23 protein-coding genes are annotated in these 24,304 nt (G+C 66.5%); 11 read left to right on the top strand and 12 right to left on the bottom strand.

What is annotated here, in order from left to right; translation table 11 throughout:
• Positions 1–3 precede the first annotated feature (3 nt).
• The 5 genes from KIT89_RS12290 to KIT89_RS12270 are packed head-to-tail and all read left to right on the top strand — an operon-like array spanning position 4 to position 7,042.
• A complete protein-coding gene (locus KIT89_RS12290) occupies positions 4–1,023 on the top strand; it encodes an NAD(P)-dependent alcohol dehydrogenase (protein ID WP_367275875.1) in 1,020 nt (339 codons plus the stop codon).
• Complete coding sequence (locus KIT89_RS12285; protein ID WP_297602054.1) at positions 1,020–3,365, top strand: glycoside hydrolase family 3 N-terminal domain-containing protein; 2,346 nt, start codon at positions 1,020–1,022, stop codon at positions 3,363–3,365. Before KIT89_RS12290 ends, KIT89_RS12285 begins: the two co-directional genes overlap by 4 nt.
• On the top strand, positions 3,355–4,353 hold the full coding sequence (locus KIT89_RS12280; RefSeq protein WP_297602053.1) for a sugar phosphate isomerase/epimerase: 999 nt from the start codon (positions 3,355–3,357) through the stop codon (positions 4,351–4,353). The genes KIT89_RS12285 and KIT89_RS12280 overlap by 11 nt, the downstream gene beginning before the upstream one ends.
• The gene (locus KIT89_RS12275) at positions 4,350–6,086 is read left to right on the top strand and encodes a dihydroxyacetone kinase family protein (protein ID WP_297602052.1); all 1,737 of its coding nucleotides are present in this window, start codon (positions 4,350–4,352) and stop codon (positions 6,084–6,086) included. The genes KIT89_RS12280 and KIT89_RS12275 overlap by 4 nt, the downstream gene beginning before the upstream one ends.
• The gene (locus tag KIT89_RS12270; protein WP_297602051.1) at positions 6,083–7,042 is read left to right on the top strand and encodes a 3-hydroxyacyl-CoA dehydrogenase family protein; all 960 of its coding nucleotides are present in this window, start codon (positions 6,083–6,085) and stop codon (positions 7,040–7,042) included. The genes KIT89_RS12275 and KIT89_RS12270 overlap by 4 nt, the downstream gene beginning before the upstream one ends.
• Before the next feature lie 25 nt (positions 7,043–7,067).
• Here the strand turns inward: KIT89_RS12270 and KIT89_RS12265 are convergent, their stop codons facing one another.
• The 7 genes from KIT89_RS12265 to KIT89_RS12235 form a co-directional block, all read right to left on the bottom strand.
• Entirely contained in the window at positions 7,068–7,793 is a 726-nt protein-coding gene (locus KIT89_RS12265) for an SDR family oxidoreductase (protein WP_297602050.1), read from the bottom strand.
• Positions 7,793–8,524, bottom strand: a complete 732-nt coding sequence (locus KIT89_RS12260; protein WP_297602049.1) for an SDR family NAD(P)-dependent oxidoreductase — start codon at positions 8,522–8,524, stop codon at positions 7,793–7,795. The genes KIT89_RS12265 and KIT89_RS12260 overlap by 1 nt, the downstream gene beginning before the upstream one ends.
• Before the next feature lie 4 nt (positions 8,525–8,528).
• The gene (locus tag KIT89_RS12255) at positions 8,529–10,769 is read right to left on the bottom strand and encodes a glycoside hydrolase family 2 protein (RefSeq protein WP_297602047.1); all 2,241 of its coding nucleotides are present in this window, start codon (positions 10,767–10,769) and stop codon (positions 8,529–8,531) included.
• Positions 10,753–11,508, bottom strand: coding sequence for a cyclase family protein (locus tag KIT89_RS12250; protein WP_297602044.1), 756 nt, complete (start codon positions 11,506–11,508; stop codon positions 10,753–10,755). The genes KIT89_RS12255 and KIT89_RS12250 overlap by 17 nt, the downstream gene beginning before the upstream one ends.
• Positions 11,505–12,410: a carbohydrate ABC transporter permease gene (locus KIT89_RS12245; protein ID WP_297602042.1), complete on the bottom strand. Its 906-nt coding sequence runs from the start codon at positions 12,408–12,410 to the stop codon at positions 11,505–11,507. The genes KIT89_RS12250 and KIT89_RS12245 overlap by 4 nt, the downstream gene beginning before the upstream one ends.
• 3 nt (positions 12,411–12,413) lie before the next feature.
• Complete coding sequence (locus KIT89_RS12240) at positions 12,414–13,343, bottom strand: carbohydrate ABC transporter permease (RefSeq protein ID WP_297602041.1); 930 nt, start codon at positions 13,341–13,343, stop codon at positions 12,414–12,416.
• An 87-nt stretch (positions 13,344–13,430) separates the two neighbouring features.
• Positions 13,431–14,744 carry an extracellular solute-binding protein gene (locus tag KIT89_RS12235; RefSeq protein WP_297602039.1) on the bottom strand — a complete coding sequence of 438 codons (1,314 nt, stop codon included), beginning with the start codon at positions 14,742–14,744 and terminating at the stop codon, positions 13,431–13,433.
• Positions 14,745–15,035: 291 nt separating this feature from the next.
• Here KIT89_RS12235 and KIT89_RS12230 point away from each other — a divergent pair, with 291 nt between their 5' ends.
• The 6 genes from KIT89_RS12230 to KIT89_RS12205 all read left to right on the top strand — a co-directional run bounded on the left by KIT89_RS12230 (position 15,036) and on the right by KIT89_RS12205 (position 19,958).
• Entirely contained in the window at positions 15,036–15,983 is a 948-nt protein-coding gene (locus KIT89_RS12230) for an NAD(P)-dependent oxidoreductase (RefSeq protein ID WP_297602037.1), read from the top strand.
• Between the two features lie 72 nt (positions 15,984–16,055).
• A complete protein-coding gene (locus KIT89_RS12225) occupies positions 16,056–16,748 on the top strand; it encodes a response regulator transcription factor (RefSeq protein WP_297602035.1) in 693 nt (230 codons plus the stop codon).
• A gap of 12 nt (positions 16,749–16,760) precedes the next feature.
• A complete protein-coding gene (locus KIT89_RS12220; protein WP_297602033.1) occupies positions 16,761–18,473 on the top strand; it encodes a cell wall metabolism sensor histidine kinase WalK in 1,713 nt (570 codons plus the stop codon).
• Positions 18,474–18,521: 48 nt separating this feature from the next.
• On the top strand, positions 18,522–18,812 hold the full coding sequence (locus KIT89_RS12215; RefSeq protein ID WP_297602031.1) for a WXG100 family type VII secretion target: 291 nt from the start codon (positions 18,522–18,524) through the stop codon (positions 18,810–18,812).
• Positions 18,813–18,861: 49 nt separating this feature from the next.
• A complete protein-coding gene (locus tag KIT89_RS12210) occupies positions 18,862–19,197 on the top strand; it encodes a DUF2470 domain-containing protein (RefSeq protein WP_367275874.1) in 336 nt (111 codons plus the stop codon).
• A 92-nt stretch (positions 19,198–19,289) separates the two neighbouring features.
• Positions 19,290–19,958 (top strand): heme oxygenase (biliverdin-producing), encoded by a 669-nt coding sequence (locus KIT89_RS12205; protein WP_297602030.1) that lies wholly within the window; start codon positions 19,290–19,292, stop codon positions 19,956–19,958.
• A gap of 167 nt (positions 19,959–20,125) precedes the next feature.
• On the opposite strand, the gene groL is transcribed toward KIT89_RS12205, so the two are convergent.
• The 5 genes from groL to KIT89_RS12180 all read right to left on the bottom strand — a co-directional run bounded on the left by groL (position 20,126) and on the right by KIT89_RS12180 (position 24,232).
• A complete protein-coding gene (gene groL, locus KIT89_RS12200; RefSeq protein ID WP_297602027.1) occupies positions 20,126–21,754 on the bottom strand; it encodes a chaperonin GroEL in 1,629 nt (542 codons plus the stop codon).
• Between the two features lie 110 nt (positions 21,755–21,864).
• Complete coding sequence (locus KIT89_RS12195; protein ID WP_297602025.1) at positions 21,865–22,911, bottom strand: DUF3048 domain-containing protein; 1,047 nt, start codon at positions 22,909–22,911, stop codon at positions 21,865–21,867.
• 93 nt (positions 22,912–23,004) lie between these two features.
• Positions 23,005–23,208 (bottom strand): cold-shock protein, encoded by a 204-nt coding sequence (locus KIT89_RS12190; protein WP_297602023.1) that lies wholly within the window; start codon positions 23,206–23,208, stop codon positions 23,005–23,007.
• 128 nt (positions 23,209–23,336) lie between these two features.
• Entirely contained in the window at positions 23,337–23,918 is a 582-nt protein-coding gene (locus KIT89_RS12185; protein WP_297602021.1) for a LytR C-terminal domain-containing protein, read from the bottom strand.
• Between the two features lie 41 nt (positions 23,919–23,959).
• Entirely contained in the window at positions 23,960–24,232 is a 273-nt protein-coding gene (locus KIT89_RS12180) for a DUF3263 domain-containing protein (RefSeq protein WP_297602019.1), read from the bottom strand.
• Between the last annotated feature and the right edge of the window lie 72 nt (positions 24,233–24,304).

Here is a 24,304-nt window from a genome sequence, read left to right as displayed (position 1 = left end):
ACCGTGCCCGAGATTCCGTCGATGATGCGCGCCAGTGTCTTGCGCGCGGCTCGCGATCTCGTGATCGAACAGCGCCCGACCCCGAGTGCTGCTGCGGGTGAGGTGCTGGTGAGGGTCGAAGCGGTCGGCGTGTGCGGCTCAGACGTGCACTACTACCAGCACGGTCGAGTCGGAGATTTCGTGGTGGATGCTCCGCTCGTGCTCGGCCATGAAGCGGCTGGCACTGTCGTCGACGTCGGAGACGGCGTCGCCGACTCGCTCGTGGGTTCACGAGTGAGCATCGAGCCGGGTGTTCCGTGCCGTCACTGCCGAGCCTGCCGGTCGGGGGCATACAACCTGTGCCCCGATGTGCAGTTCTTCGCGACCCCTCCCGTCGACGGCGCGTTCGCCGAGTTCGTGGCGGTGCCGTCAGACTTCGTCACCGCGCTGCCCGACACTGTGAGCACTGCGGCCGGCGCGTTGCTCGAGCCCCTGTCGGTCGCCTACTGGGCGTGCCGCAAAGCCAACGTGCGGCCCGGTGAGCGACTGCTCGTCACCGGCGCCGGGCCGGTGGGGCTGCTCGTTCTGCAGGTCGCTCGAGCTCTTGGTTGCACGAATGTCGCAGTGTCTGATGTCGCACAGCAGCGACTCGACACCGCCGCGGCTCTGGGCGCGACGTCGACGCACCTCGCTGGCACCGACCCGCTTCCGAGCGCCGACATGCTCATCGAATGCTCCGGTGCCGCCCCGGCGGTCGCGGGCGGTATTGGTGCGTTGGGCGCCGGTGGTCGAGCTGTGCTCGTCGGGATGGGTGCCGATGAGGCTGTGCTTCCGGTCTCTCGCATTCAGCGGTATGAGATCTCTGTGACGGGCACCTTCCGATACGCATCGACCTGGCCGGCTGCACTCGATCTGGCCGCGTCTGGCGCCGTCGAGCTCGACGCGCTCGTGACGAGTCGGCACGCGCTCGCCGACGCGCAGTCAGCGCTCGAGCTCAACCCGGCGTCTGGCCACATCAAGGCGATCGTCGAGCCTCACCGATGAGCACGGCACCGGCAGAACGGCTCTCGTCGACGGTGCGCGCGAGATGGCACGACCCCTCGCTGTCGCCGCGAGAGCGAGCTCAGGCACTTCTCGACGAGATGACCACTGCCGAGAAGATCGCTCAGCTCGGATCGCACTGGGAAGACCGGCGCGACGACGGCGCGGTGATCGCGCCAGGTCAAGAGGGGTTCCGGCGCGTAGCGCGCCCCACGCTCGAGCAGTCGGCCGCACGCGGGCTCGGGCACCTGACTCGAGTGTTCGGCACTGAGCCGGTGCCGTCGATCGACGGCATGGCCGCGCTGCACGACTCGCAGCTCACCGTGATCGGCAGCAATCGCTTCGGCATTCCTGCGATCGCGCACGAAGAGTGCCTCACCGGCGTCACGACTCTCGGCGCCACGGTGTATCCGGCCGCGATCGCGTGGGCGGCGACCTTCGACCCAGAGCTCGTCGAGCGCATGGCCAGCGCGATCGGAGACGACTTGCGGGCGCTCGGGGTGCACCAGGCGCTCGCGCCTGTTCTCGACGTCGTGCGCGACTACCGCTGGGGCCGGGTCGAAGAGACGCTCGGCGAAGACCCGCACGTCGTTGCCGAACTCGGCACCGCGTACGTTCGAGGGCTCGAGAGCACGGGCATCATCGCCACGCTCAAGCACTTCGCCGGCCACGCCGGCTCACGCGGTGGCCGCAACCATGCGCCGGTCGACCTGGGCCCGCGGCAACTCGCCGACATCGTCTTGCCGCCGTTCGAGAGTGCGATCAGGCTCGGCGGCGCGCGCAGCGTCATGAACTCGTACACCGACCTCGATGGCGTGCCATCGGCTGCAGACCCGAGACTGCTCACCTCGATTCTGCGAACTGAGTGGGGTTTCGACGGAACCGTCGTCTCCGACTACTGGTCGGTGCCGTTTCTCGGCTCGAAGCATCGGGTCGCCGCCACCCTGCGAGACGCAGCCGTGCTCGCTCTGCGAGCAGGCCTCGACGTCGAGCTGCCGTACACGATGGGGTTCGCCGAGCTCGAGAGCGCCGTCGACGATGGGGTGCTCGACAGCTCGCTCATCGATCGCGCTGCTCTGCGCGTGCTGACGCAGAAGGCCCAGCTCGGGTTGCTCGACGAAGGCTGGCAGCCTGCCGCGCCCGCGCTCGTCGACCTCGACTCGCCTCGCAACCGATCGATCGCCCGCGAGATCGCCGAGCGCTCGATCGTGCTGCTGCAGAACCGTGAGGGCGTGCTGCCACTCGCCGATCGGCCTCAGCGCATCGCACTCATCGGCCCGTGCGCCGATGACCCCAGTTCATACCTGGGGTGCTACTCGTTTCCGATCCACGTGCTTCCGCGGCACCCGGAGCTCGAATGGGGAATCCCCCTGCGGAGCCTTCCTGATGCGCTCCGCGACGCTCTGCCATCGTCGACGATCACTGTCGCTCGCGGCTGCGAGCTCGACTCGCTCGACACATCCGGGTTCGCCGAGACGCGCGACCTCGCACGCTCGAGTGACGTCGTCATCGTCGTTGTCGGTGACCGAGCGGGCATGTTCGGCGAAGGCACATCGGGCGAAGGCTCCGACGCACCCGACCTGCGCCTTCCGGGTGTGCAGCAAGAACTGGTGCTCGAACTGGCGAGCACCGGCACACCCGTCATTCTGCTGTGCGTGTCGGGACGACCGTACGCGCTGGGTGAGGTCGACGCGGTGAGTGCTGCGAGCATCCAATCGTTCATGCCGGGTGCAGAAGGCGCCGACGCGATCGCCGCGGTCATGAGCGGCGCAGTCGTGCCGAGCGGCCACCTGCCGGTCGAGATTCCCCGTACGCCCGACGCCCTGCCGCACACCTACCTAGCACCGCCGCTCGGCAAAGACGGCGATCGCATTTCGAGCATCTCAGTGTCGCCCGCCTACCCCTTCGGCCACGGTGCCTCCTACACCACCTTCGACGTCACGGCCCTCGAGGTCGATCGAGATCGCGTCGCGGTGAATGCGAGCGTCACAGCGACGATGAGCGTCACGAACACCGGCGAGCGCGACGGCGAGACCGTCGTGCAGCTGTATGTCGATGACCCCGTTGCGCAAGTGGTGCAGCCGGTCACTCGACTGATCGGCTTTCGACGCCTGGCGCTCACGGCGGGCGAGACTCGCACCGTCACGATGGCGATCTCGAGCGACTGCTTCTCGTTCACGGGCCTGCACGGCTACCGTATCGTCGAACCAGGCGAGCTCCACTTGCGCGCGGCACTCTCGAGCGCCGACGAAGGGCGCGCTGTGTCGATCGAGCTCACCGGCGGCGTGCGGGCAGTCGGACCTCGCCGAACCCTCAGACCGGAGGTGACCGTCGATGACGAATGACGCCACGCTCACGCGCTCGACCTGGCCGATCGCTGCAGCGGCGTTGCCCTTCGCCAGCACCGATCGTCATGGCCGAGACGCAACGCACGCCGGAGAAGAGGCCTGGCACGGCCCCCTGGGCGAGGTTCGCCGCTGCGGCTTCACGCGCATCGACCTCACCGACAGTTGGATTCGCCCGGGAGATCTCGGTGCCGAGGGCCTTGCTGGCCTCACGGCAGCACTCAACGACCACGGTCTGCGCGCGGCATCTCTCTCGGTGATCCGCCGCAGCGTCATCGACGATCGAGAGGGTGATGCGAACCTCGCCTACTCGCACCGTTCGATCGACGCCGCGGCTGAACTCGGCATCACCACTGTCTCGGTGGGTCTGCACCAGGCTCTCAGCGCCGAGCAGCAGCGGCAGTTGTGGTTCTGGACGGCGACTGGGCACGTGGATCGCGCCGAACGGTGGAGCGATGCCGTCGCGCGGCTGCGTGAACTGGGTGCCCACGCCGAGTCGCTGGGCATCGTGCTGTCACTCGAGATGTACGAAGACACCTTCCTCGGCACGGCAGAGAGCGCTGTTCGACTGGTCACCGAGATCGACAATCCGCGGGTCGGGCTCAACCCCGACATCGGCAATCTCGTGCGACTGCATCGACCGATCGAGTCGTGGCGCGAGGCTTTCGAGGCCACGCTGCCGTACACGAACTTCTGGCACATGAAGAACTACTCTCGCTCAGAGAGCGCCGACGGCAGCATCGTGTCGACCGCGCCGTCGACCATGGACGTCGGCATCATCGACTACCGCTGGGCGGTCGGCCGAGCGATCGAACTCGGCTTTCGCGGCGTGATGTGCCTCGAGAACTACGGCGGCGACGGGCTCAGCGTCTGCGCTCGCAACCGCGACTACCTGCGGCAGTACATCCTGCCCGAACGTCTCGAGCCGAGTGCGGCGAGCCTTGTCGTGCAGCCGGCCCTCGACGACGTGCTCGAGGAGCCGACGTGACCACGGTCGTGGGCGACCCCGAGCACTTCGTCGATGAAGCCCTCGCCGGTCTGTGCGCAGTGCACGCTGATCTCGTGCGACGTGTCGATGGCGGAGTCGTGCGAGCGCACCCGCTCGCAGAAGGCCACGTCGCGGTCGTCATCGGCGGGGGGTCTGGGCACTATCCCGCCTTCGCAGGGCTCGTCGGCGAAGGCCTCGCGGCGGGAGCGGTGTGCGGCAACATCTTCGCCTCACCGTCAGCACGGCAGGCGGTCGACGTCATCAGCGAAGTCGAGGCGGGTGCCGGGGTTCTGCTGAGCTACGGAAACTACGCCGGCGACGTTCTGCACTTCGGTGAAGCGGTGCAGCGACTCTCGACGATGGGCATCGAGGTGCGCACGGTGCTCGTCACCGACGACATCGCCAGCGCTCCTGCGTCGCAGGCTGGTCAGCGGCGCGGCATCGCCGGTGATCTCGTGGTGTTCAAGATCGCCGGGGCGGCAGCCGAGCGCGGCGCAGATCTCGACTCAGTCGAGCGCCTCGCGCAGGCGGCGAACGCGCGCACGCGCACGTTGGGTATCGCATTCGGCGGATGCACGCTGCCTGGCGCCTCTGAACCACTGTTCCGAGTTGCCGAAGGCATGATGTCGATCGGGCTCGGCATCCATGGTGAACCTGCCATCACAGACGTGCCCCTGGCCGACGTCGACGGCATCGCCGACGCGCTCATCGGGCCGCTGCTCGACGAGCGCCCCGACGGTGCCGACGACCGGGTGGTGCCGCTGCTCAACAGCCTCGGTTCGATCGGCGACGAAGAGCTCTTCGTGCTCTACAACGCTGTCGCGCGCCGACTCGAGGCGCACGGTGTTCGCATCATGGAGCCCGAATGCGGCCGCCTCGTCACGAGCCTCGACATGTCTGGCGTCTCTCTCACACTGTTCTGGCCCGACGACGAGCTCGCGGGCCTCTGGACCGACGCAGCGCACACCCCGGCATACCGCAAGCCAGGTGCGCTTCGTGGGGCTGTGGGCGGGAGGGGCTCGCGCTCCTCCCGCCCGCGTGTTCACTCTGCGCAGTCGCCGTCGGGGCCGCTCGCTGATGCATCGCCGTCGTCGATCATGCGCGCCACCGTCGTCGTCGAGGTGCTGACGACGATACGAGACGAACTCATGGCGGCAGAAGACGAGTTGGGCAGACTCGATCAGGTGGCGGGCGACGGCGACCACGGAATCGGCATGACGCGCGGTTCGACGGCGGCGGTCGAGGCAGCGACGGCCGCTACGACCTCGGGCGCCTCAGCCGCGCTGCAGGCCGCCGCCGAAGCCTGGAGCGACCGGGCGGGCGGCACGTCGGGCGCCCTCTGGGGAGCGATTCTGCGATCGCTCGCCCCGCTCGTCGAGCACGGCTCGCTCTCGACGATGCTCGACGACGCGGCACGCGCCGCCGTCTCGGCAGTCTCTGACCTCGGTGGGGCCGTGGTCGGAGACAAGACGATGCTCGACAGCATGGTGCCGTGGCGAGACGCGATTCTCGCGTCGACCGGTGGTTCGGCCGCTGCAACGCTGCACACGGCTGCCGACGCAGCCGCCAGCGCCGCCGCGTCGACGTCAGCACTCACACCGCAACGGGGGCGTGCACGACCGCTCGCCGAACGCAGCCTCGGGCATGCCGACCCCGGCGCGCAGTCATTCGCACTCATCGCTGCTGCACTCGCTCGCCTGGCGAGCTCGACGGAAGGGCATCCATCATCATGACCATCTCGACGATCGCCGTTGTCGGCTCCGGCTACATGGGCGGAGGCATCGCTCAAGTGCTCGCGCTCGCCGGTTGCTCGGTGGTGCTGAGCGACCAGTCAGCCGAGATCGCGAGCGCGAATCGAGAGCGCATCATCGCCGAAGCTGGCGCTTTCGCCGAGCAGAAGCTCTTCGTCGCCGACGCGGCCGAGACGATTGCACGCAACGTGCGAGCAGCGGCATCGGTCGAAGAAGCAGTCGAGGGGGTCGAGTTCGTCGAGGAGGCAGTGCCCGAGATTCCGGCCGTCAAAGCCGAGATGCTCGGCCGCATCAGCGCGGCGAACCCGACCGCGATCATCGGCTCGAACACGTCGACGATCTCGATCGGCGAGCTCGCCACGCACGTGCAGAACCCTGAACGGTTTCTCGGAGTTCACTTCAGCAACCCCGCCCCGTTCATTCCCGGCGTCGAGCTCATCCCCCACGACAGCACTCGCTCGAGCGCGGTCGATGCGGTGGCGACCTTGCTGCGCTCAGCGGGCAAGTCACCGGCAACCGTCACCGACGCGACCGGCTTCGTCGTCAACCGCCTGCAGTACGCGCTCTTTCATGAAGCGACCCAGCTCATGGAAGAAGGGGTGGCGACGGCTGACGACATCGACCTCATCGTGCGCACGACATTCGGAATGCGTCTGCCCTTCTTCGGGCCGTTCGCGATCGCCGACATGGCCGGCCTCGACGTGTACGAATTCTGCTACCGGTCGCTGCAAACGCGCTTCACAGAGCGCTTCGCGACCCCGGATGCTCTGCGCGAGCTCGTCGAGCAGGGCAAGCTCGGCACCAAGACGGGCGCAGGGTTTCGCGACATCGATCCGGCCCGCATCGCCGAGCTCATCGCCTACCGCAACGAAGCCTACGTTCGCGTGCAGCAGTTGATCGACGAGCTCGGCCCGCACCCCTTCGACGAGAGAACCTAGTCGAGCGATGTTCTGAGGGGGCGCGTCAGGCGAGCCCGCCGTTGACGTCGATGACGGCGCCGTGCATGTGCTTCGCGCCATCGCCCAGCAAGAAGACGACCGCTTCGGCGACATCGCGGGGTGCAGCAAGGCGCCGGGTCGGTGTGGCCGCGGCGATGCGCTCGCGTTGCTCTGCGGTCGTGACCTGCCAGAGTGCGGGCGTATCGGGCGGCCCCGGGCACACGACGTTGACCCGCACCCCCGTGCCGGCCAGCTCGGCGGCGAGGTGCCGGCCGAGGCCGATCAGGCCATACCGCGCCACCGTGTAGTGCGGCCCCATCACACTGCTGTATCGCCGACCGGCGATCGACGAGGTGATGACGATCGACCCATGGTCTGCGAGCACCGGCAAGCACGACTGCACCGTCAGCATCGCTGCCGTCAGGTTGAGATCGAGCAGCTCGTTCCACCCGGCAAGCGTGAGCTCGCTCAACGGTGTCGCAGAGCCCATGAAGGCGTGAGTGACGACAGACTGCAGTTGTCCGCCCGACCTGGCGGCGGCCTCGAGCGCGGCGGCGCGCTGCGCTTCAGGGTCGGTGAGGTCGATGCCGAGGGGCGTGAACGCCGCGTCGATGCGCGCGGCCGGCATCGTGCGATCGACCCCCGTCACCGTGCAGCCCTCGTCGAGCAAGAGATCGACGACCGCCTCGCCGATGCCGTTGCTCGCGCCCGTGACGAAAGCCCCCGGCGCGCTGTCGTGATGGCCGGCCATCAGTAGAGCCCTCCGTTCACGTCGAGCACCGCGCCGTGAACGTGGCGAGCACGATCATCCGCGGCGAAGAGCACCACCGAGGCGACATCTTCAGGTTCGGCGATGCGCCGCAGCGGCGTGCGGTCGATGATCGACTGCAGTTCGTCGTCGGTAGCGTTCGCGGTCAGAATCGGAGAGTTCGTGGGCCCCGGTGCGACGCAGTTGATGCGCACACCCGTGCCGGCGAGCTCGGCAGCAAGATGCCGCGTGAGCCCGATGAGGCCGTACTTCGAGACGGTGTAGTGCGCGCCATTCGCCACACTCTTGGTGCGTCCGGCGATCGACGAGATCACCACGACGCACCCCGAACCGCGTTCGACCATTCCCGGCAGCGCTTCACGAATGCAGAGCATCGTGCCAGTCACGTTGATGCGCAGCACACGATTCCAGCTATCTGCAGAGATCTCGGCGAACGGCTCGGGAAAACCGACCGCCGCGCTCGTCACGAGCACATCCACGCGGCCGTCAGAGGCGATGACGGCTGCCATCGCCTCGACGATGGCGGTTTCGTCGCCGACATCGACGCGATGCGGCACCCACCGACCCGGCGCCCCCGAGGGCGCCGGGTCGGGTTGATGCTCAGAGAGATCCCAGCCGTGCACCGTGGCACCTCGAGCAAGCCAGGAGGCCGCGGTGGCCTGCCCGATTCCGCTTGCAGAGCCGGTGATGACGACTACTCTCTGGTCGGTCATCTGATCAACGCACCACGATGTCGGTGAAGTTGCGCGACAGCTCGTTGCCCTCGGCGTCTGACACGAGCATGTCGATGCGGTACTCGCCGCGCTCGGCATCGGCCGGAATCAACCACATGACCGAGTCGACGCGCTCGACCGAGTCGGCCGGGAGCGTGCCCTGGAACGACTGGCTCGCCACCTCGGTTCCCGACTCGCGGTGCGTGATCGTCCACGATCCGGTTGTTCCCTCGAACGCGTGGTCGAAGTCGTTGGTGACCCAGAGCTTCGCCACGAAGGTCTCGCCGGGCTGGTACACCTTCTCGCGACCGATCACGTAGGGCGTGACCTCACGCTCGAGGCTCACGAGCACTCGCGTGTACACGGCCTTCATCCACTCGTACACCTTGTAGGGGCGACGGTAGTAATCGAGCAGGCCCGAACCGATGATCGGGCACGAGTCGCTCCAGTAGTACAAGTACATCGACGCGACGGGCGAGTACTTGCGCTGGCGGAAGAACTCGATCTGCTCCTTGACGACAAGGGCCTCATACGACTGGTAGTTGTCGATGAACTCTTCGAGTGAATTGCCCAGTTCGATCTTGGCGAACTTGAACGCGAGGTCGTAGAACAGCCCGTTGTACTCCCAGGTGTCCCAGTGCGGCGGCCACAGCTTGTCTTCGGGAATGAAGGTCTTGAGCGTTTCGAGCACCGGAATCGATGCGGCTCCGAACTCGACGATCTGGGGCTCGATGACCTTCTGGCTCAAGTCCATGTCGCCCGGCTGCACGCCGCCGATCATGAGGTTCTGGGCGCCCTCGCGGTAGTCGCCGAGGTGAATCCAGTTTGTCGGGTCGACCGTCGCCAGCGTCTCCTTGAGAATCTGGCACAACCGGAAGAAGTTGTTCGGCTTGTCCGGCAGCAGATAGATCTCGGGCTCTTTGAACACGCTCCACATGCCCATCGACGCGTGGTTGACCAGCATGCGGCCCATGTCGTGAATCATCTCTGACGCACGCTCGATGAAGTCGTCTGAGTCGCTCACGCAGTAGTGCAGCGGGAAGACCTGCCAGACCAAGAAGCCCATTTCGTCGCACATCGTGTAGAACTCGTCGGGTTCGACGTGGCTGCCGATGCGAATCGAGTTGATCTGCATGTCGAGCATCTTCGTGAGGTCGTCGTTCCAGAGCTCTCGGTTGCCCTCGCTCAGCCACTGCGACGTGATGTAGCGCATGCCGCGCAGGAAGATGCGCTTGTGGTTGAGGTACCAGTGGCCGGTCTGCTCGTCGTGGCGAACCTCTTTGATGCCGAAGTCTTGCGAGATCGAGTCATCGGCGACCGAGACCGTCGCGGTGTACATGTCGGGCTGGCCCTGATCCCACGTCCACCACAGGCGCGCTTTGGGCACCGTGAGCACGAGCTTGATCGTCGACTTGCCCGGCTGCACCACCAGACGTCGGTCTGGCCCGGTCACGGTCTCTCCCTCGAAGGTCTTCGGTGAGATCGCGATGCGAGCTGACGTCTCGACCGGCTTGCCGGTGGTGTTGACGATGTCGACGTCGACGGCGACGAGCCCGGTTCCGTCTGGCTTGTCGAGCTGATCGCCCAACCAGTCTTTCTTCATGCCGATGCGCGTGAAGACCTTCAGATAGTCGACGTAGACATCAGGACGCGCAATGAGGTCGATGCTGCCCCAGGGGCCGCCCGACGTGCCGTCTTGACGAAACTTCGTCATCGAGCCGAGGCGGTGCATCGCGTCGATCATGTGGCCCTTGATCTGCGTGAGGGCCTTCGCCTGGTGCCTCTTGTAGTCGGTCGACAGCGGGTTGTCGTTGAAGACCGCCTGGATGTACTCGGTCTCGTCACGCGGCGCGCCGTCTTTCAGCACGATGACGTTCTCGCCCTCGCGGTTCACGACATCGGTGATGTCGAACTCGAATGAGTTGAACATGCCTTCGTGCGACCCCAGGTAGTGGCCGTTGACCCAGACGTCGGCGTAGTAGTCGACAGCCCCGAACCGCACGAAGACGCGCTGGCCATCGAAGTCTGCGGGCACAGTGAACGTGCGTCGGAACCAGACGGTGCCGAAGAAGTCCCCGATCTCAGTGAGGTACCAGTTGGTCGGCAGGTCAAGGCTCTTCCACCCTGACGCGTCGAACTCCGGCGTCGCCCATCCCGCCGACTCTCCATCGAGCGACTCGTCGAGGGCGTAGTGCCATGGGCCGTTGAGCGAGGCGCTGGTGCGCCCCTCATGTAGTGAGATCACGATGACCTTTCTGCAGCGGTCGCTGCGGTGTGGGGGGTTTCTCCGTTCGGAGAGGGAATGCCACGGCCCGTGAGGGGCCGCCGTCAGAACGCTCGAGGGCGATCGGTGCAGCGACGAGGAGGGCTCGCGCGCCTATCTGGTCGAGCCCGCGCAAGTACTCGATGAGACCGATGCCGTGGCGCAAGAGAACGTCGTGCGTCACGAAGTCTTCGGGCGCGGGCCGTTCGCCGGCCACCGCGCGACGAATCGCCGCGTCTTGCGGAAAGTCGAAGCCGACCGCGCGAGGCCGCCGCTCGTGCAACCACTCGGCAGCCGAGCGATCGAGCCACGGAGACTCTGCCCAATAGCTCGCGTCGGCGATATCGCGGCGGCGATCCCAGTCGGTTCTGACCAGCAGAATCTCGTCGCCCTCGATGTGCGTGTTCGTGCGCTCGAGCGTGTCTGCAGTGATAGCGGCGTCGTCGGCACACGAGCTCACGTCGATCACCGTGGCGGTGCCGACCCACGTCGACAGCGGCAGGTCAGCGAGGTCGGTGCCGTCGGCCATCACGTGACTCGGCGCGTCCGCGTGGGTGAATGCGTGCGCAGACTGACCGAATCGGGTTGTGCTGAAGGGTGCGCCGTCGTCGAGTCGCTCAGAGAGCACGCGGTCGCCGCCCCACCTGAAGTGCGCGGGATCGATGCGAAAGCTCAGATCGATCGCCGATCGGGGATCGATCTCGAGCACGGGCGAGGTCATCCCTTCGCTCCGGTGGTGGCGATGCCGTCGACGAGGTACTTCTGGGCCACGATGAAGAAGCCGACTATGGGGCCCAGTGCCAAGAGCGACATGGCGAAGAGCGAGCCGAACGACGACATGCCTGTCGAGTCGAGAAAGCTCCGCAGTGCGATCGGCAGGGTGTGCACCGCCGGGTCGTTCAAGTAGATGAGCGGGGTGAAGAAGTCGTTCCAGGTCCAGATGAACGTGAAGATCGCCGTCGTTGCGAGCGCCGGCATCGTCAGCGGCAGAATGATGCGGAAGTAGATGCCGAACGGGCCGCACCCATCGATGCGCGCCGCTTCGTCGAGTTCGCGCGGCAGAGCGCGGATGAACTGCACCATGAGGAAGATGAAGAATGCGTCGGTGGCGAGGAACTTCGGCAAGATCAAGGGCCAGAAGGTGTTCACCCAGCCCAGCGATGAGAACACCACATACTGCGGCACGACGACGACGTGGTAGGGCAGCATGATCGTCAGCAGCACGATCGCGAGCACCCACTTGCTTCCGCGAAACTTCAGGCGAGCGATCGCGAAGGCGGCGAGCGAGCACGAGAAGAGATTGCCGACGACAGCGGCGACGGCGATGACCGTCGAGTTCAGGAAGTAGCGCTCGAAGCCGAACTGCAGAGCCGTCCAACCGTTGATGTAGTTGTCGAGAGTCCACTCGCGAGGCCAGAGGCCCGGGTTGGTGAAGATCTCATCGGCTGGCTTGAACGAGCTCGAGAGCATCCAGATCACCGGGTACAGCATGACGAGCGCGAGCGTGAGCAGCAGGAGGTGGCGCATCAGTCGAGTGAACTTCGTCGACTTCGAACCTGCGAGGGTGGTGGTCGGCACCGAGTCAGGATCGATGCGACGGGTGCGGATGGGTGCGATCGCCATGACTTACTTCTCGTCTCCGTAGAAGACCCAGTACCGCGCGCCGATGAAGTTCGCCGCGGTGAAGAGTCCGATGATGAGCAGCAGGATCCACGCCATCGCCGAGGCGTAGCCCATCTGGAACTGGGTGAACCCGCGCTGATACAGGTAGAGCGTGTAGAACAGCGTCGAGTCGACCGGCCCGCCGCTGCCGCCACTGATGATGTACGACGGGGTGAAGGCCTGGAAGGCGTGGATGAACTGCAAGATGACGTTGAAGAACACCACGGGCGTGAGCAACGGCAGCGTGATGTGGAAGAACTGCGACATTCGTGGAGCACCGTCGACTGATGCCGCTTCGTAGTACTCCTTGGGAATCTGGCGAAGCCCGGCCAGGAAGATGACCATGGGCGAGCCGAATGTCCAGACGTTGAGCACGATGAGCGTCGAGAGAGCCCAGTCAGGGTTGCCGATCCAGCTGATTCCTTGAATGCCGAACAGAGCCAGGAAGTCGTTGAAGATGCCGTTCTGGCCGAAGACCTGTCGCCACAAGATGGCGATCGTGACGCTCGCGCCCAGCAGAGAGGGCAGATAGAGCGCGCTGCGGTAGAACTTGAGCCCGCTGAGCCCGCGATTGAGCAAGAGGGCCAGGCCGAGTGCGAAGGCCAGCTGCAGAGGCACCGAGATGAAGACATAGCGGAACGTCACGCCGATGGAGGCGAGGAACCGCGGGTCGTCGAACAACCGCACATAGTTGTCGAAGCCGACCCAGCGAGGCGCCGCGAGCAGCGGATAGTTCGTGAACGACAAGTAGAGCGAGGCGAGCATGGGGATCGCCGTGATGAGGGTGAGGCCGAGCAGCCAAGGAGTGAGCATGATCCACGCAGCTCGAGCTTCTTTGCGCGCATACTCACTCGGGCGCTTGCTCGATCGTTTCGGTGGCGCTTGAGTAGCCATGAAGTTTCTCGTCTCCCTCAGACGTATGGTCAGGGCAGAGCGGGCCCCGCCCAGCGGGGCCCGCACTGCCGAGAATAGAGCGACGGGCTACGACGCCTGTTGGATCGAGTCGCTGAGCTCGTCCACGAGCCGGTTGCCCGCCTCGGCCGCCGTGAGTTGGCCGAAGCCCACCGCGAGGCCGAGCTCGATGAGCAGCGACTCACCGCGCGCGCTGCCCGCGGGGCGAGGCGTGGCGAACACCGACTGGCTCTCGACAGCGTCGGCGAACTCGAGCACGCGGCCGTCGACCTCGGCGAGATCACCGGCGACGGCCTCTGACCAGTTGGAGTTGCCGGGCGTGCCCAGTTCGAGACCGAAGATGCGGTTCGCTTCAGGGTCGTTGACGAAGAAGTCGACGATTCGCGCAGCGTCTTCTTTCACTTGCGAGCCCTCGTTGACGCACACGTAGCTGCCGATCACGAGCGACAGCTGCTGCGCGCCCATCTGGGGGAAGGCAGAGAGGCGCAACTGGTTCTCTGCACCGATCGCAGTCTGGAAGGTCACCAGCTGATTCGAGTTCTGCACGTGCATCGCTGCTTCGCCACGAGCGAAGGAGGTGTCTTCGAACGGTGCCCCCTGCTGCTCGGCCGACGACTCTGCCGTCTGGCACAGCCCCGCGTCTTGCAGGTCTTTCCAGAGGGTGAACCACTCTTCGGCGTCGCTCGCCGCGAAGTTGAGCTCGGGCGATGCATCCGGCGCGAACAGGCTCTTGCCGTTCTGGTTGAGGAAGGTGTCGAACAGCGGGGTGGAGATCGCCTGGTAGGTCGAGCCCAGCACGCCCGACTGGGCCAGCTGCTCGCTCGCACTGTAGAGGTCGTTCCAGGTCCAGTCGTTCTCAGGTGTCGCCACGCCAGCGTTCTCGAAGACCGTCTGGTTGTACATGGTCGCCGGAATGGTGGCACCCACGAGCAGCATCACCAGGCGGTCGCCATAGCGACCGGCGTCGAGCGACTGGGGTGAGAAGTAGCTCAGATCGATGAGCCCCTGGTCAGCGAGGGCTTCGAGGTCGGCGATCTGGCCACGGCTCGCGTAGTCGGCTACCTGCCGCTCGGTGACGTGGAAGACGTCAGGAGCATTGCCGCCGGCGAACTGGGTCGGAAGCCGCTCGAAGTACGAGTTGAAGTCAGCGAACTCGCGTTCGATCGTGACGCCATCGTTCTGCGCCTCGAAGAGGTCATAGATTCCATTGAATTTGGCGTGGCGAACATCGCCACCCCACCACGCAACGCGCACCCGTGAGGGGCCACTCGCTGCTGGTCCGTTCGTTGCTGGTGCGCATGCCGCCAGTGCCAGCAGTCCGGCACCGGCAACCGTGGCACCCGACGCCTGGAGGAAGAGGCGCCTATCGATGTGCTGTGTCATGCAGAGCTCCTTTGCTCAATGGAAGCCACCGCCCGCTTCCGATCGGATCGTATTCAGGAGTATTCACGATGGCGCGCGATTCGTCAACACCCAGTCTCGCAATGGCGCCGCGATTGTCACGTAGGCTCGACTATTGCGAGCAAATTGGCGCCGAGAATGGGCATCAGGGTCGGATCCGCCTGCCGACTCGACCCCTCGATCACGTCATCGCCCCGCATAAAAATACGATCGGATTCTAGGATGGAAGCGCGCCTGTCGCGACGCCCTGCGACCCCACGAGACGGGAGAGTCATGAAAATTCTGGTTCCGACCACCGTCGCGCTCGAGACTGCCATGCCCAATGGCGTGGAGGTGATTCGCTACGACCCGAACCTCACACTGCCCGACGACGCGCTCGATGCATCGGTTCTCGTGCTCTGGGGGATGCCCATGGACCGTCTCCGTGAGGCTGCGCAGCGACTCCACTCGCTCGCTTTCGTGCAACTCGTCTCTGCGGGGTACGAATACATGGCGCGCGCCGGGTTCGACGAGAGCGTCGTGGTGTGCAACGGGCGCGGCCTGCACGATCGCCCCGTGGCCGAGCACGCCCTCGCCCTCATGCTGGCGGGCGCGCGCTCGCTGCACCGAGCACACGATGCGCAGGGTGCGCGTCAATGGGATTCGGGCCTCGGAGGCATTCAACCGATCGACGCTCCCGCGCGATTCACCACGTTGCAAGGCGCCAGGGTCACCATCTGGGGCTTCGGTTCGATCGGGCGCACACTCGCGTCGATGCTCACGAATCTCGGCGCCGAGGTGACCGGGGTGGCTCGTACCGCGAGGGTCGACAACGGCATCAGGGTGGTGGCTGCCGACTCCGTGGCGGCCGAACTGCCCTCGACCGATGTGCTCGTGCTCATCTTGCCGTCGACGGTCGAGACCCAGAAGGTGGTCGATGCAGAAGTGCTCTCGCGCCTTCCCTCGCACGCATGGGTCGTCAATGTCGGTCGAGGCGATGCCATTGATCACGCCGCTCTCGTCGATGCGCTCGAGGCCGGCCGTCTCGGCGGCGCAGCGCTCGACGTGACCGACCCCGAGCCGTTGCCCGCAGACGCAGCTCTCTGGTCGGCGCCCAACCTGATTCTCACTCCGCACGCGGCCGGCGGCAGGCCCGAAGGCGTCGGTCGGCTGCTTGCCGAGAACCTCGAGCGGTTGACGGCCGGCAGCCCCCTTCGCAACGTCGTGCACCCCGCACGTTGAGCCGCGTCGCTGTGACATCGCGAGGCGCTCGGCATTCAGCAAACTCCCACTAAAACCCCAGAGAATACCGTCATGCCTGACGGACCGAAGATTCTCATCGTCGACGACGAGCCCAATATTCGCGACCTGCTCACCACGAGCCTGCGCTTCGCCGGTTTTGCCGTGCGGGCCGTCGGCAACGGGGCTCAAGCCATCTCGGCGGTGCTCGAAGAAGAACCCGACCTCATCATCCTCGACGTCATGCTGCCCGACATCAACGGGTTCGGCGTCACGAAGCGCCTGCGGTCGAGCGGCTACACGAGCCCGATCCTCTTCCTCACGGCGAAAGACGACACCGACGACAAGATCATGGGGCTCACGGTCGGCGGCGACGACTACGTCACCAAGCCGTTCAGCCTCGACGAGATCGTCGCCCGCATCAAGGCCATCCTGCGGCGCACCATGCAAGAAGAAGACGACGCGGTCATTCGGGCCGGTGGGCTGACGATGGACCAGGACACGCACGAGGTGACCGTCGGCGACGAGGTCATCGAGTTGAGCCCGACCGAGTTCAAGCTCTTGCGCTACCTCATGCTGAACCCCAACCGGGTGCTCTCGAAGGCGCAGATTCTTGACCACGTCTGGGAGTACGACTTCAACGGAGACGCGGGCATCGTCGAGAGCTACATCTCATACCTCCGGCGCAAGCTCGACCCCCACACGGACGAGCCGCTGATCCAGACGAAGCGAGGCTTCGGCTACATGCTCAAGGCCGCCAAGGTCTAACCTTGGCTCTTCATGCATGAGCAGCTGACCCAGTGGTGGGAGTCGATCTCTCTCCGCTCGAAGATCACCGGCGTCACGGTCTTCGTCGTGACCTTGGGGCTGTTCGTCGTCGGCGTCGGAACCTTGACGGTGCTGCAGACGACGCTCATCGATGAGGTCGACCGGCAGATTCGCCAGGCGGCAGACGATGTTCCCGAATCGTTCACGGTCGACGAGTTCGACACGTTCGACGAGCTGACGCCCTCGGTCTTCTCGAACCCGTTCTACTTCGGAGCGGTCGGCTCTGAGGGTGAGCTGATCGACGACAACCTCGCTGAGAGTCGCCGCTCGCAGGCTCCCGACGTGTCGAGGCTCACGCTGCACTACGTCTCTGAACTGCAGGGCGGGGTGACGCTCACGAGCGCCGATCGCACCACGCAGTGGCGGGTCGTGACCTTTCCGCTGCAGGTGACGGGCGGCGAGACCGGCGCGTCGCAGCAGGCGACGCTCATCATCGGCGCAGACCTCGCCGACACGAACGCCATCATCGGCTCGTTCGCGTCGATCTTCTTGGGCTTCGGCCTCGTCGTCGTCATTCTGAGCGCCGCCCTCACCCGGCTGCTGGTCACCTCGACTTTTCGACCCCTGCGCGATGTCGAGGCCACGGCCGCCCGGTTCGCCGACGGCGACTTCAGCCAGCGCCTCAGCGGTGCCACCCCCAACACCGAGGTCGGCAGGCTCAACCGTTCGCTCAACGCCATGCTCAGCCGCATCGATCGCGCTTTCGCCGACCGCGCGGCCACGATCTCGCAGATGCGCCGCTTCGTCGGCGACGCGAGCCATGAGCTGCGCACGCCCCTCGTCTCGGTGCGCGGCTACGCCGAGCTCTACCGCATGGGCGCGCTCGCCGGCGACGAGCAGGTGGGCCAGGCCATGGAGCGCATCGAGAAGGAGGCGATTCGCATGGGGGCTCTCGTGAGCGACCTGCTCGAGCTCGCCCGCCTCGATGAGTCGCGGCCGCTCGAACTCACCTCCGTCGATCTCGTGCCCCTCGCCCGCGATGCGGCTCTCGACGCGCGCGCGGGCGCTCCCGACCGCGAGGTGTCGGTCGTCGTCGACGATGCCGCTCACGATGATGCGGCGGGGGATGCTGTGCTCGAGCCAGATCACGCGGCGAGCATCCGGCCCCCCACGACGGCGAGCGGCCCGATCGCACTCGCGGGCTCGGCGATCGCCCGGTTGCGGACGCTGCGGTCTCGACGCGCACCCGCGCCCGCGGTCGCGCCCCTCATCGAGAGCGCACCGCCCGCAGGCTTCTCGGCTGTCGTGCTCGGCGATGAGAACAAGATTCGCCAGGTCATCACGAACCTCATCGGCAACGCTCTTCGCTTCTCTCCTGCCGGCTCGCCGATCGAGCTCGCCGTCGGTGTCGATGCCGAGGCGGGAATGGCGACGATCGCGGTCGTCGATCACGGCGACGGCATCGCCCCGCAGCTCAAAGACCGCATCTTCGAGCGGTTCTTCAGAGCAGACTCGTCGCGCACGCGAGACACCGGCGGCTCTGGGCTCGGGCTTGCGATCGTCTCGTCGATCGTCGCGCTGCACAAGGGCCGCGTCGACGTGCTCGATACGCCGGGGGGCGGGGCCACGTTCCGCGTCTCGCTTCCTCTCCTCCCCAGCGAGGCAACGACGATGGATGCTCGCGCAACGACCGGCGCCCCCGCACGCTCCTCTGCTCGCGCCTAGCCTTCGTGCGGCACTCGAGCGAACGTCTCGGGCCGAAGGGAGCACCTCATGACTCGGTATCAGGTCGACAGCGACGCCGTACTCTCGGCCACCGCGGCGACACGCGGCTCGATCGCCCGACTGCAGGCCGAAGCCGCGGGCCTGCAGGCGAACCTCTCGGGCTTGCAGAGCGCGTGGAGCGGTGGCGCTGCGACGGCGTTCCAGTCGCTGCTGGGCGAGTGGACGGCCGCGTATCAGAGGGTCGAGCAGACGCTCACCGCGATGAACGAAGCACTCATGCACGCGGGCCAGGGGTATGCCGAGGTCGAGCAGCAGGCCGCCCGCATGTTCGTGCGCTGAGGTCGCTCTGCCGGTGTGAGGGCACGAGCCGCGCCCCTAGGCTTGCAGGGTGACCCATCACGATCAAGACACTCCGCATGCCTTCGAGCCTGCGATCGTCGCCGCAGTGCTGCACCACATGAATGACGACCACGCAGACGACAATCTGCTCATCGCTCGAGCGTTCGGTGACGCCTTGGCGGTGAGCGCTCGCATGGTGGGGGTCGACGGGAGCGGCGGCGACTGGGTCTACACGAGTGCGAGCGGCGAGAACGATGATGAGCTGCCCCTGCGCGTCGAGTGGCGGGCGCCCATCACCGAGCGCCCTGAGATTCGCCGCGAGATCGTCGCGCTCTACGACCGTGCGTGCGCCGAGCTCGGCATCGAGCCCCGCCCGCACGAGTAGGCTCACCCGCCCGAGTGGCGCACGGCCGCTCTTGGCCCGCGGCACCCTCGTTAGCTAAGATTAGGCTCACCTAACCTCTGGAGAGCCCGATCATGAGCAGCACCCCCGGTACCGCTGGCGACGTCGTTCCGTTCTCGCGCCTCGTGCGCGAGCGCACGTCGAACAGCCACAGCGACAGCGAAGGGGCCTCGTTCATGGGCGAGCTCATGGCTGGTCGCGCGACGCGCGACGACTACATCGCTCTCGTGTCGCAGCACTGGGCGATCTACGAGGCGCTCGAGGGCGTCGAGCCCGCCATGCGTGCGGTGCCGCTCGTGGCTCCCTTCCTCTCCCCCGCGCTCAGCCGACTGCCGGCACTCGAGACCGACCTCGCCTTCCTGGTCGGGGACGACTGGCGCGAGCGCCTCGAGCTCATGCCCGCCACCCGCGAGTACGCCACTCGCATTCGCGAGGTCGCCGCAGAGTGGCCGGCCGGGTATATCGCCCACCACTACACGCGCTACCTCGGCGACCTCTCGGGCGGCCTCTACATCGGTCGTGTCGTCGCGCGGCAGTTCGGCTTCGAGACGAACGGCATCGGGTTCTACCTGTTCGATCAGATCGCCGACCCGGCGGCGTTCAAAGACGCCTACCGCGCGCAGCTCGACGCGGCGCCGTGGGTGCCCGATGAGCGCGACCGGGTGATCGACGAGGTGCTCGTCGCCTACGACTTCAACACTCGCGTGTTCGAGCAGCTCAGCTCGCGCGCTGTCGCCGCCTGACCGTTCTCAGGTCGATGGCGCTCGCCGAGCCGCACGGCGGGCCGAGCCATGCCTGCACGCTGCGACCGTGCAGCGGCGCGAACCTGCAGACGCGCGAACGGGGCGGCTCCTGTGCGGAACCGCCCTGTTCGGGCGTGCGTGCCGGGTGACCGGCGACGGCTGGTGACTTAGAAGTCCATGCCGCCGCTCGGGTCGCCCATAGGCGCCGGGTTCTTCTCGGGCTTGTCGGCCACGACCGCCTCGGTGGTGAGGAAGAGGCCGGCGATCGATGCCGCGTTGAGCAGCGCCGAGCGCGTCACCTTCACCGGGTCGGCGATGCCGGCACCGAGCATGTCGACGTACTCGCCGGTGGCGGCGTTGAGGCCGTGACCCACCTCGAGGTGGCGCACCTTGTCGGCCACCACGCCGGGCTCGAGGCCCGCGTTGAGCGCGATCTGCTTGAGCGGAGCGTCGATGGCGACCTTGACGATGTTCGCGCCCGTGGCCTCGTCACCGACGAGGTCGGTGAGCGCCTTCGACTCGAACGCCATCTTGCCGGCCTGGATCAGGGCGACACCACCACCGGCGACGATGCCCTCTTCGACAGCCGCCTTGGCGTTGCGAACGGCATCCTCGATGCGGTGCTTGCGCTCCTTGAGCTCGACCTCGGTGGCCGCGCCAGCCTTGATGACGGCGACGCCGCCCGCGAGCTTGGCGAGACGCTCTTGCAGCTTCTCGCGGTCGTAGTCAGAGTCAGTGTTCTCGATCTCGGCACGAATCTGCTTGACGCGACCCGCGATGGCGTCGGCGTCGCCTGCACCCTCAACGATCGTCGTCTCGTCCTTCGTGATGACCACCTTGCGCGCGCGACCCAGCAGGTCGAGCGTGGCGTTCTCGAGCTTGAGGCCGACCTCTTCGCTGATGACCTGACCACCGGTGAGAATGGCGATGTCTTGCAGCATGGCCTTGCGACGGTCGCCGAAGCCGGGAGCCTTGACGGCGACCGACTTGAAGATGCCGCGAATCTTGTTGACGACGAGCGTGGCCAGAGCCTCGCCCTCGACGTCTTCGGCGATGATGAGCAGCTGCTTGCCGCTCTGGATCACCTTGTCGACGACGGGCAGCAGGTCTTTGATCGCCGAGATCTTGCCGTTGACGATGAGCACGTAGGGGTCTTCGAAGACCGCCTCCTGGCGCTCAGGGTCGGTGACGAAGTATGCCGACAGGTAGCCCTTGTCGAAGCGCATGCCCTCGGTGAGCTCGAGCTCGGTGCCGAAGGTGTTCGACTCTTCGACCGTGACGACGCCCTCTTTGCCCACCTTGTCGATGGCCTCGGCGATCAGCGCGCCGATCTCGGGGTCGGCCGCCGAGATGCTCGCGGTGGCCGCGATCTCTTCTTTGGTCTCGACCTCTTTGGCGTTCTTCAGCAGCTGGTCTGAGACGGCCTGCGTGGCCTTCTCGATGCCGCGCTTGAGGCTGATCGGGTCGGCGCCAGCGGCGACGTTGCGCAGGCCCTCGCGCACGAGCGCCTGGGCGAGCACGACCGAGGTGGTCGTGCCGTCACCGGCGACGTCGTCGGTCTTCTTGGCGACCTCTTTGACGAGCTCTGCGCCGATCTTCTCGAACGGGTCGTCGAGTTCGATCTCTTTGGCGATGGAGACGCCGTCGTTGGTGATGGTGGGGGCGCCCCACTTCTTTTCCAGCACCACGTTGCGCCCACGCGGGCCCAGCGTGACCTTGACGGCGTCAGCCAGAATGTTGAGGCCGCGCTCGAGGCCGCGACGGGCCTCTTCGTCGAAAGCGATGATCTTAGCCATGTGTCTCTCGTCCCTCCCGGACGCTTCACGTACGGTAGCTCTTGGCACTCACAGAGCGTGAGTGCTAAACGATTCTGGCACTCGGAGGGGTCGAGTGCAAGCCAGAACGGTTATGTGGCGGGCGTCGAGAACGAGACGGCACCATTGACGGGCACGAGCTCGACCCAGGTGGTGCCCGGAGCGAGGCGCACGGCGACTCCGTTGGCGTCGAGAATGCGAATCTGATCGGTGAGAGAGCTCTTCGACCACGTAGCCTGCACGGTCGCGCCGCCGGTCGAGACCCACGCCTCGCCGCTGCCGATCAATCCCACGGTCGGGATGCTCTGGATGACCTGCACGTCGACTCGCAGCACGACGACGTTCACGGCCGACAACTGCGCGCCGCCCTGAGCGGTATCGGGCGAGCCCCCCGTCATGTAGCGCAACCAGCGCTCAGCGTCGGCGCTCCAGACCCAGGCGGGTGTCGCCGAGCCGCCGAACCTCAGGTCGATGCGCGTCGTCGGCGCGCCCTCTTTCGTCGCCGTCGCCGCACTCACGCTCTCGGCGAAGGGAAACTGCTGCGGCGGAGCAGGCAACTGGCTCTGCTCTGAGACGATCTGCGCGGCGCGCACGAGAACGTTGTGCGGCGACGGTGCGTTCTGCCCGCGGAACATCGTGTCTGAGGTGTCGCGCTGCCCGTGGATGGCGCTGTAGACGGGCGCCTGGCGCATGGCCTGCACGAACCGGTCTTGACCCCCCGAGAACGCGAAGATGCCGCCCTGGGGCGAGACGACGGCCGGGTCGACGGGCCGCACCGAGCGGATCGGGCCGATCGTGTCGGGAATGTCTGACTGCCAGACCGCGATGTAGCGCGTCAACCCGCCTTCGACGAGGATCTCCCACACGACATCGGCTCGATCGAGACCGACCTGCGGCCGAGCGCTCGGGTGGTTGTCGATCTTGGCGGCGAACGCGGGCGCGGTCAGGCTGCCGACGGGCACGGCCGCGCCCGTCAACGGGGCGAGGTCGAAGGGCGGCGGCGCCTCGTAGCTCGAGACGAAGGTGGGCGTCGGGCTCGATGTGGGCACCGGCAGCTCGTCAGCGGTGCAGCCGACGAGCACGATGAGTGCCGCTGCGGTTGCTCCGAGGGCCGCGCCGCGGCCGAGTCGCCTGCTCATGACGGCAACTGTAGTGCTCGGCTGTCGCCGCACGACGTTGCGGGGGCGGTGCGCCGTGCCGAGCATCCGTCACCGCCGCGAATGGATGCTCGCTCAGGCGAGGCGCACGCCCTCGGCCTGCGGCCCCTTGGTGCCGGTGCCGATCTCGAAGGTGACCGCTTGGCCCTCGTCGAGAACCTTGTAGCCGGGCATGTCGATCGCGCTGTAGTGCACGAAGACATCGCCGTCGCCGCCGTCGAGAGTGATGAAGCCGAAACCCTTCTCGGCGTTGAACCATTTGACGGTTCCGTGGGCCATGGTGGTGCTCCTCAAGTGCAGGGGGATTCCGCGAGAGTACTCGCGGAGGAGCCCGTGCGCCAGAGTCGGAAGCACTCCGTCGATGACTCGTTACTGAGCCGAAACAGGCCCGAAATCGAGGTGCGCGATCAGGGCGCGATCTCGGCGAAATCGAGGCCCAGCGCGATCGTGATCGGCGCCCCGGGGAAGGCGTCAGAGATCTCGACCACGCCGACGCCGAGCAGCGCCGCCATGCCGCGGGCGACGCCTTCGAGGTCGGGGGTCGAGTAGAAGACGACCGTCTGCGCGAGGTCGTCTTGGCCGGCCGCCGTGACGGTGCCGACGGGCCATCCGGGCGCCGTCAGCAGGTCGCGCGCGGTCTCGCCGAGGCCGTCGACTCCTGCGCCGTTGAGGATGGTGATCGTGAACCCTTCGGGAAGGTCGGCGAGGGCCGGATCGGTGATCGGGTCGACCGTCGGCTCGGGCTCGGGCTCGTCGGTGTTCTCGGGCTCTGGTTCGGGCTCGGCGACGAACCCCGGAATCTCGAACGAGACGCTGTCAGAGATGAGCGAGAGCCCATAGAGGCCGCCCACGACGAGTGCGCCGCTCGCGAGTGCCGCCCAGGCCACCATGACGAAGCCGCGGCCCCGCGGTCGAGGCGCACGGTGAGCACCGACGCGGCCCGGTTCATCGGCGATGTCGTCGAAGCGATCGGGGTCAAACTCGGCCATCGTGGTGACGCCTCTCGAGCGGGGAACGGTGAGCGGTGACGCTACGCAGCACCGTCGACGGGGGGTCGACGCGTGCGACGCCGCTCTGCGCGGTCATCGCGCAACTCGCGCAGGCGACCCACGAGCACGGGGTCGTACCGCACGGCGACGGCGGTGTCGATCACGGCGTTCAGCACTTGATAGTAGCGGGCCGCAGTCCACCCGAACTCGGCTCGAATGCGCTGCTCTTTCGCACCGCTGTGACCCCACCACTGGCGCTCGAACTCGAGCACGCGCTGAGCGCGGTCGTCGAGCACCTCGGGGCGAGTCGTCATAGTGATGTCAGGGTAGAACGCCGGGACCTTCGACCCTGGGCGGCGCGCGGGGCCTGCGCGAGGCTGGAAGGG

The organism is Microcella sp., from assembly GCF_025808395.1.
Taxonomy (GTDB): Bacteria; Actinomycetota; Actinomycetes; order Actinomycetales; family Microbacteriaceae; genus Microcella.
This window is presented reverse-complemented; position numbering and strand designations above follow the sequence as displayed.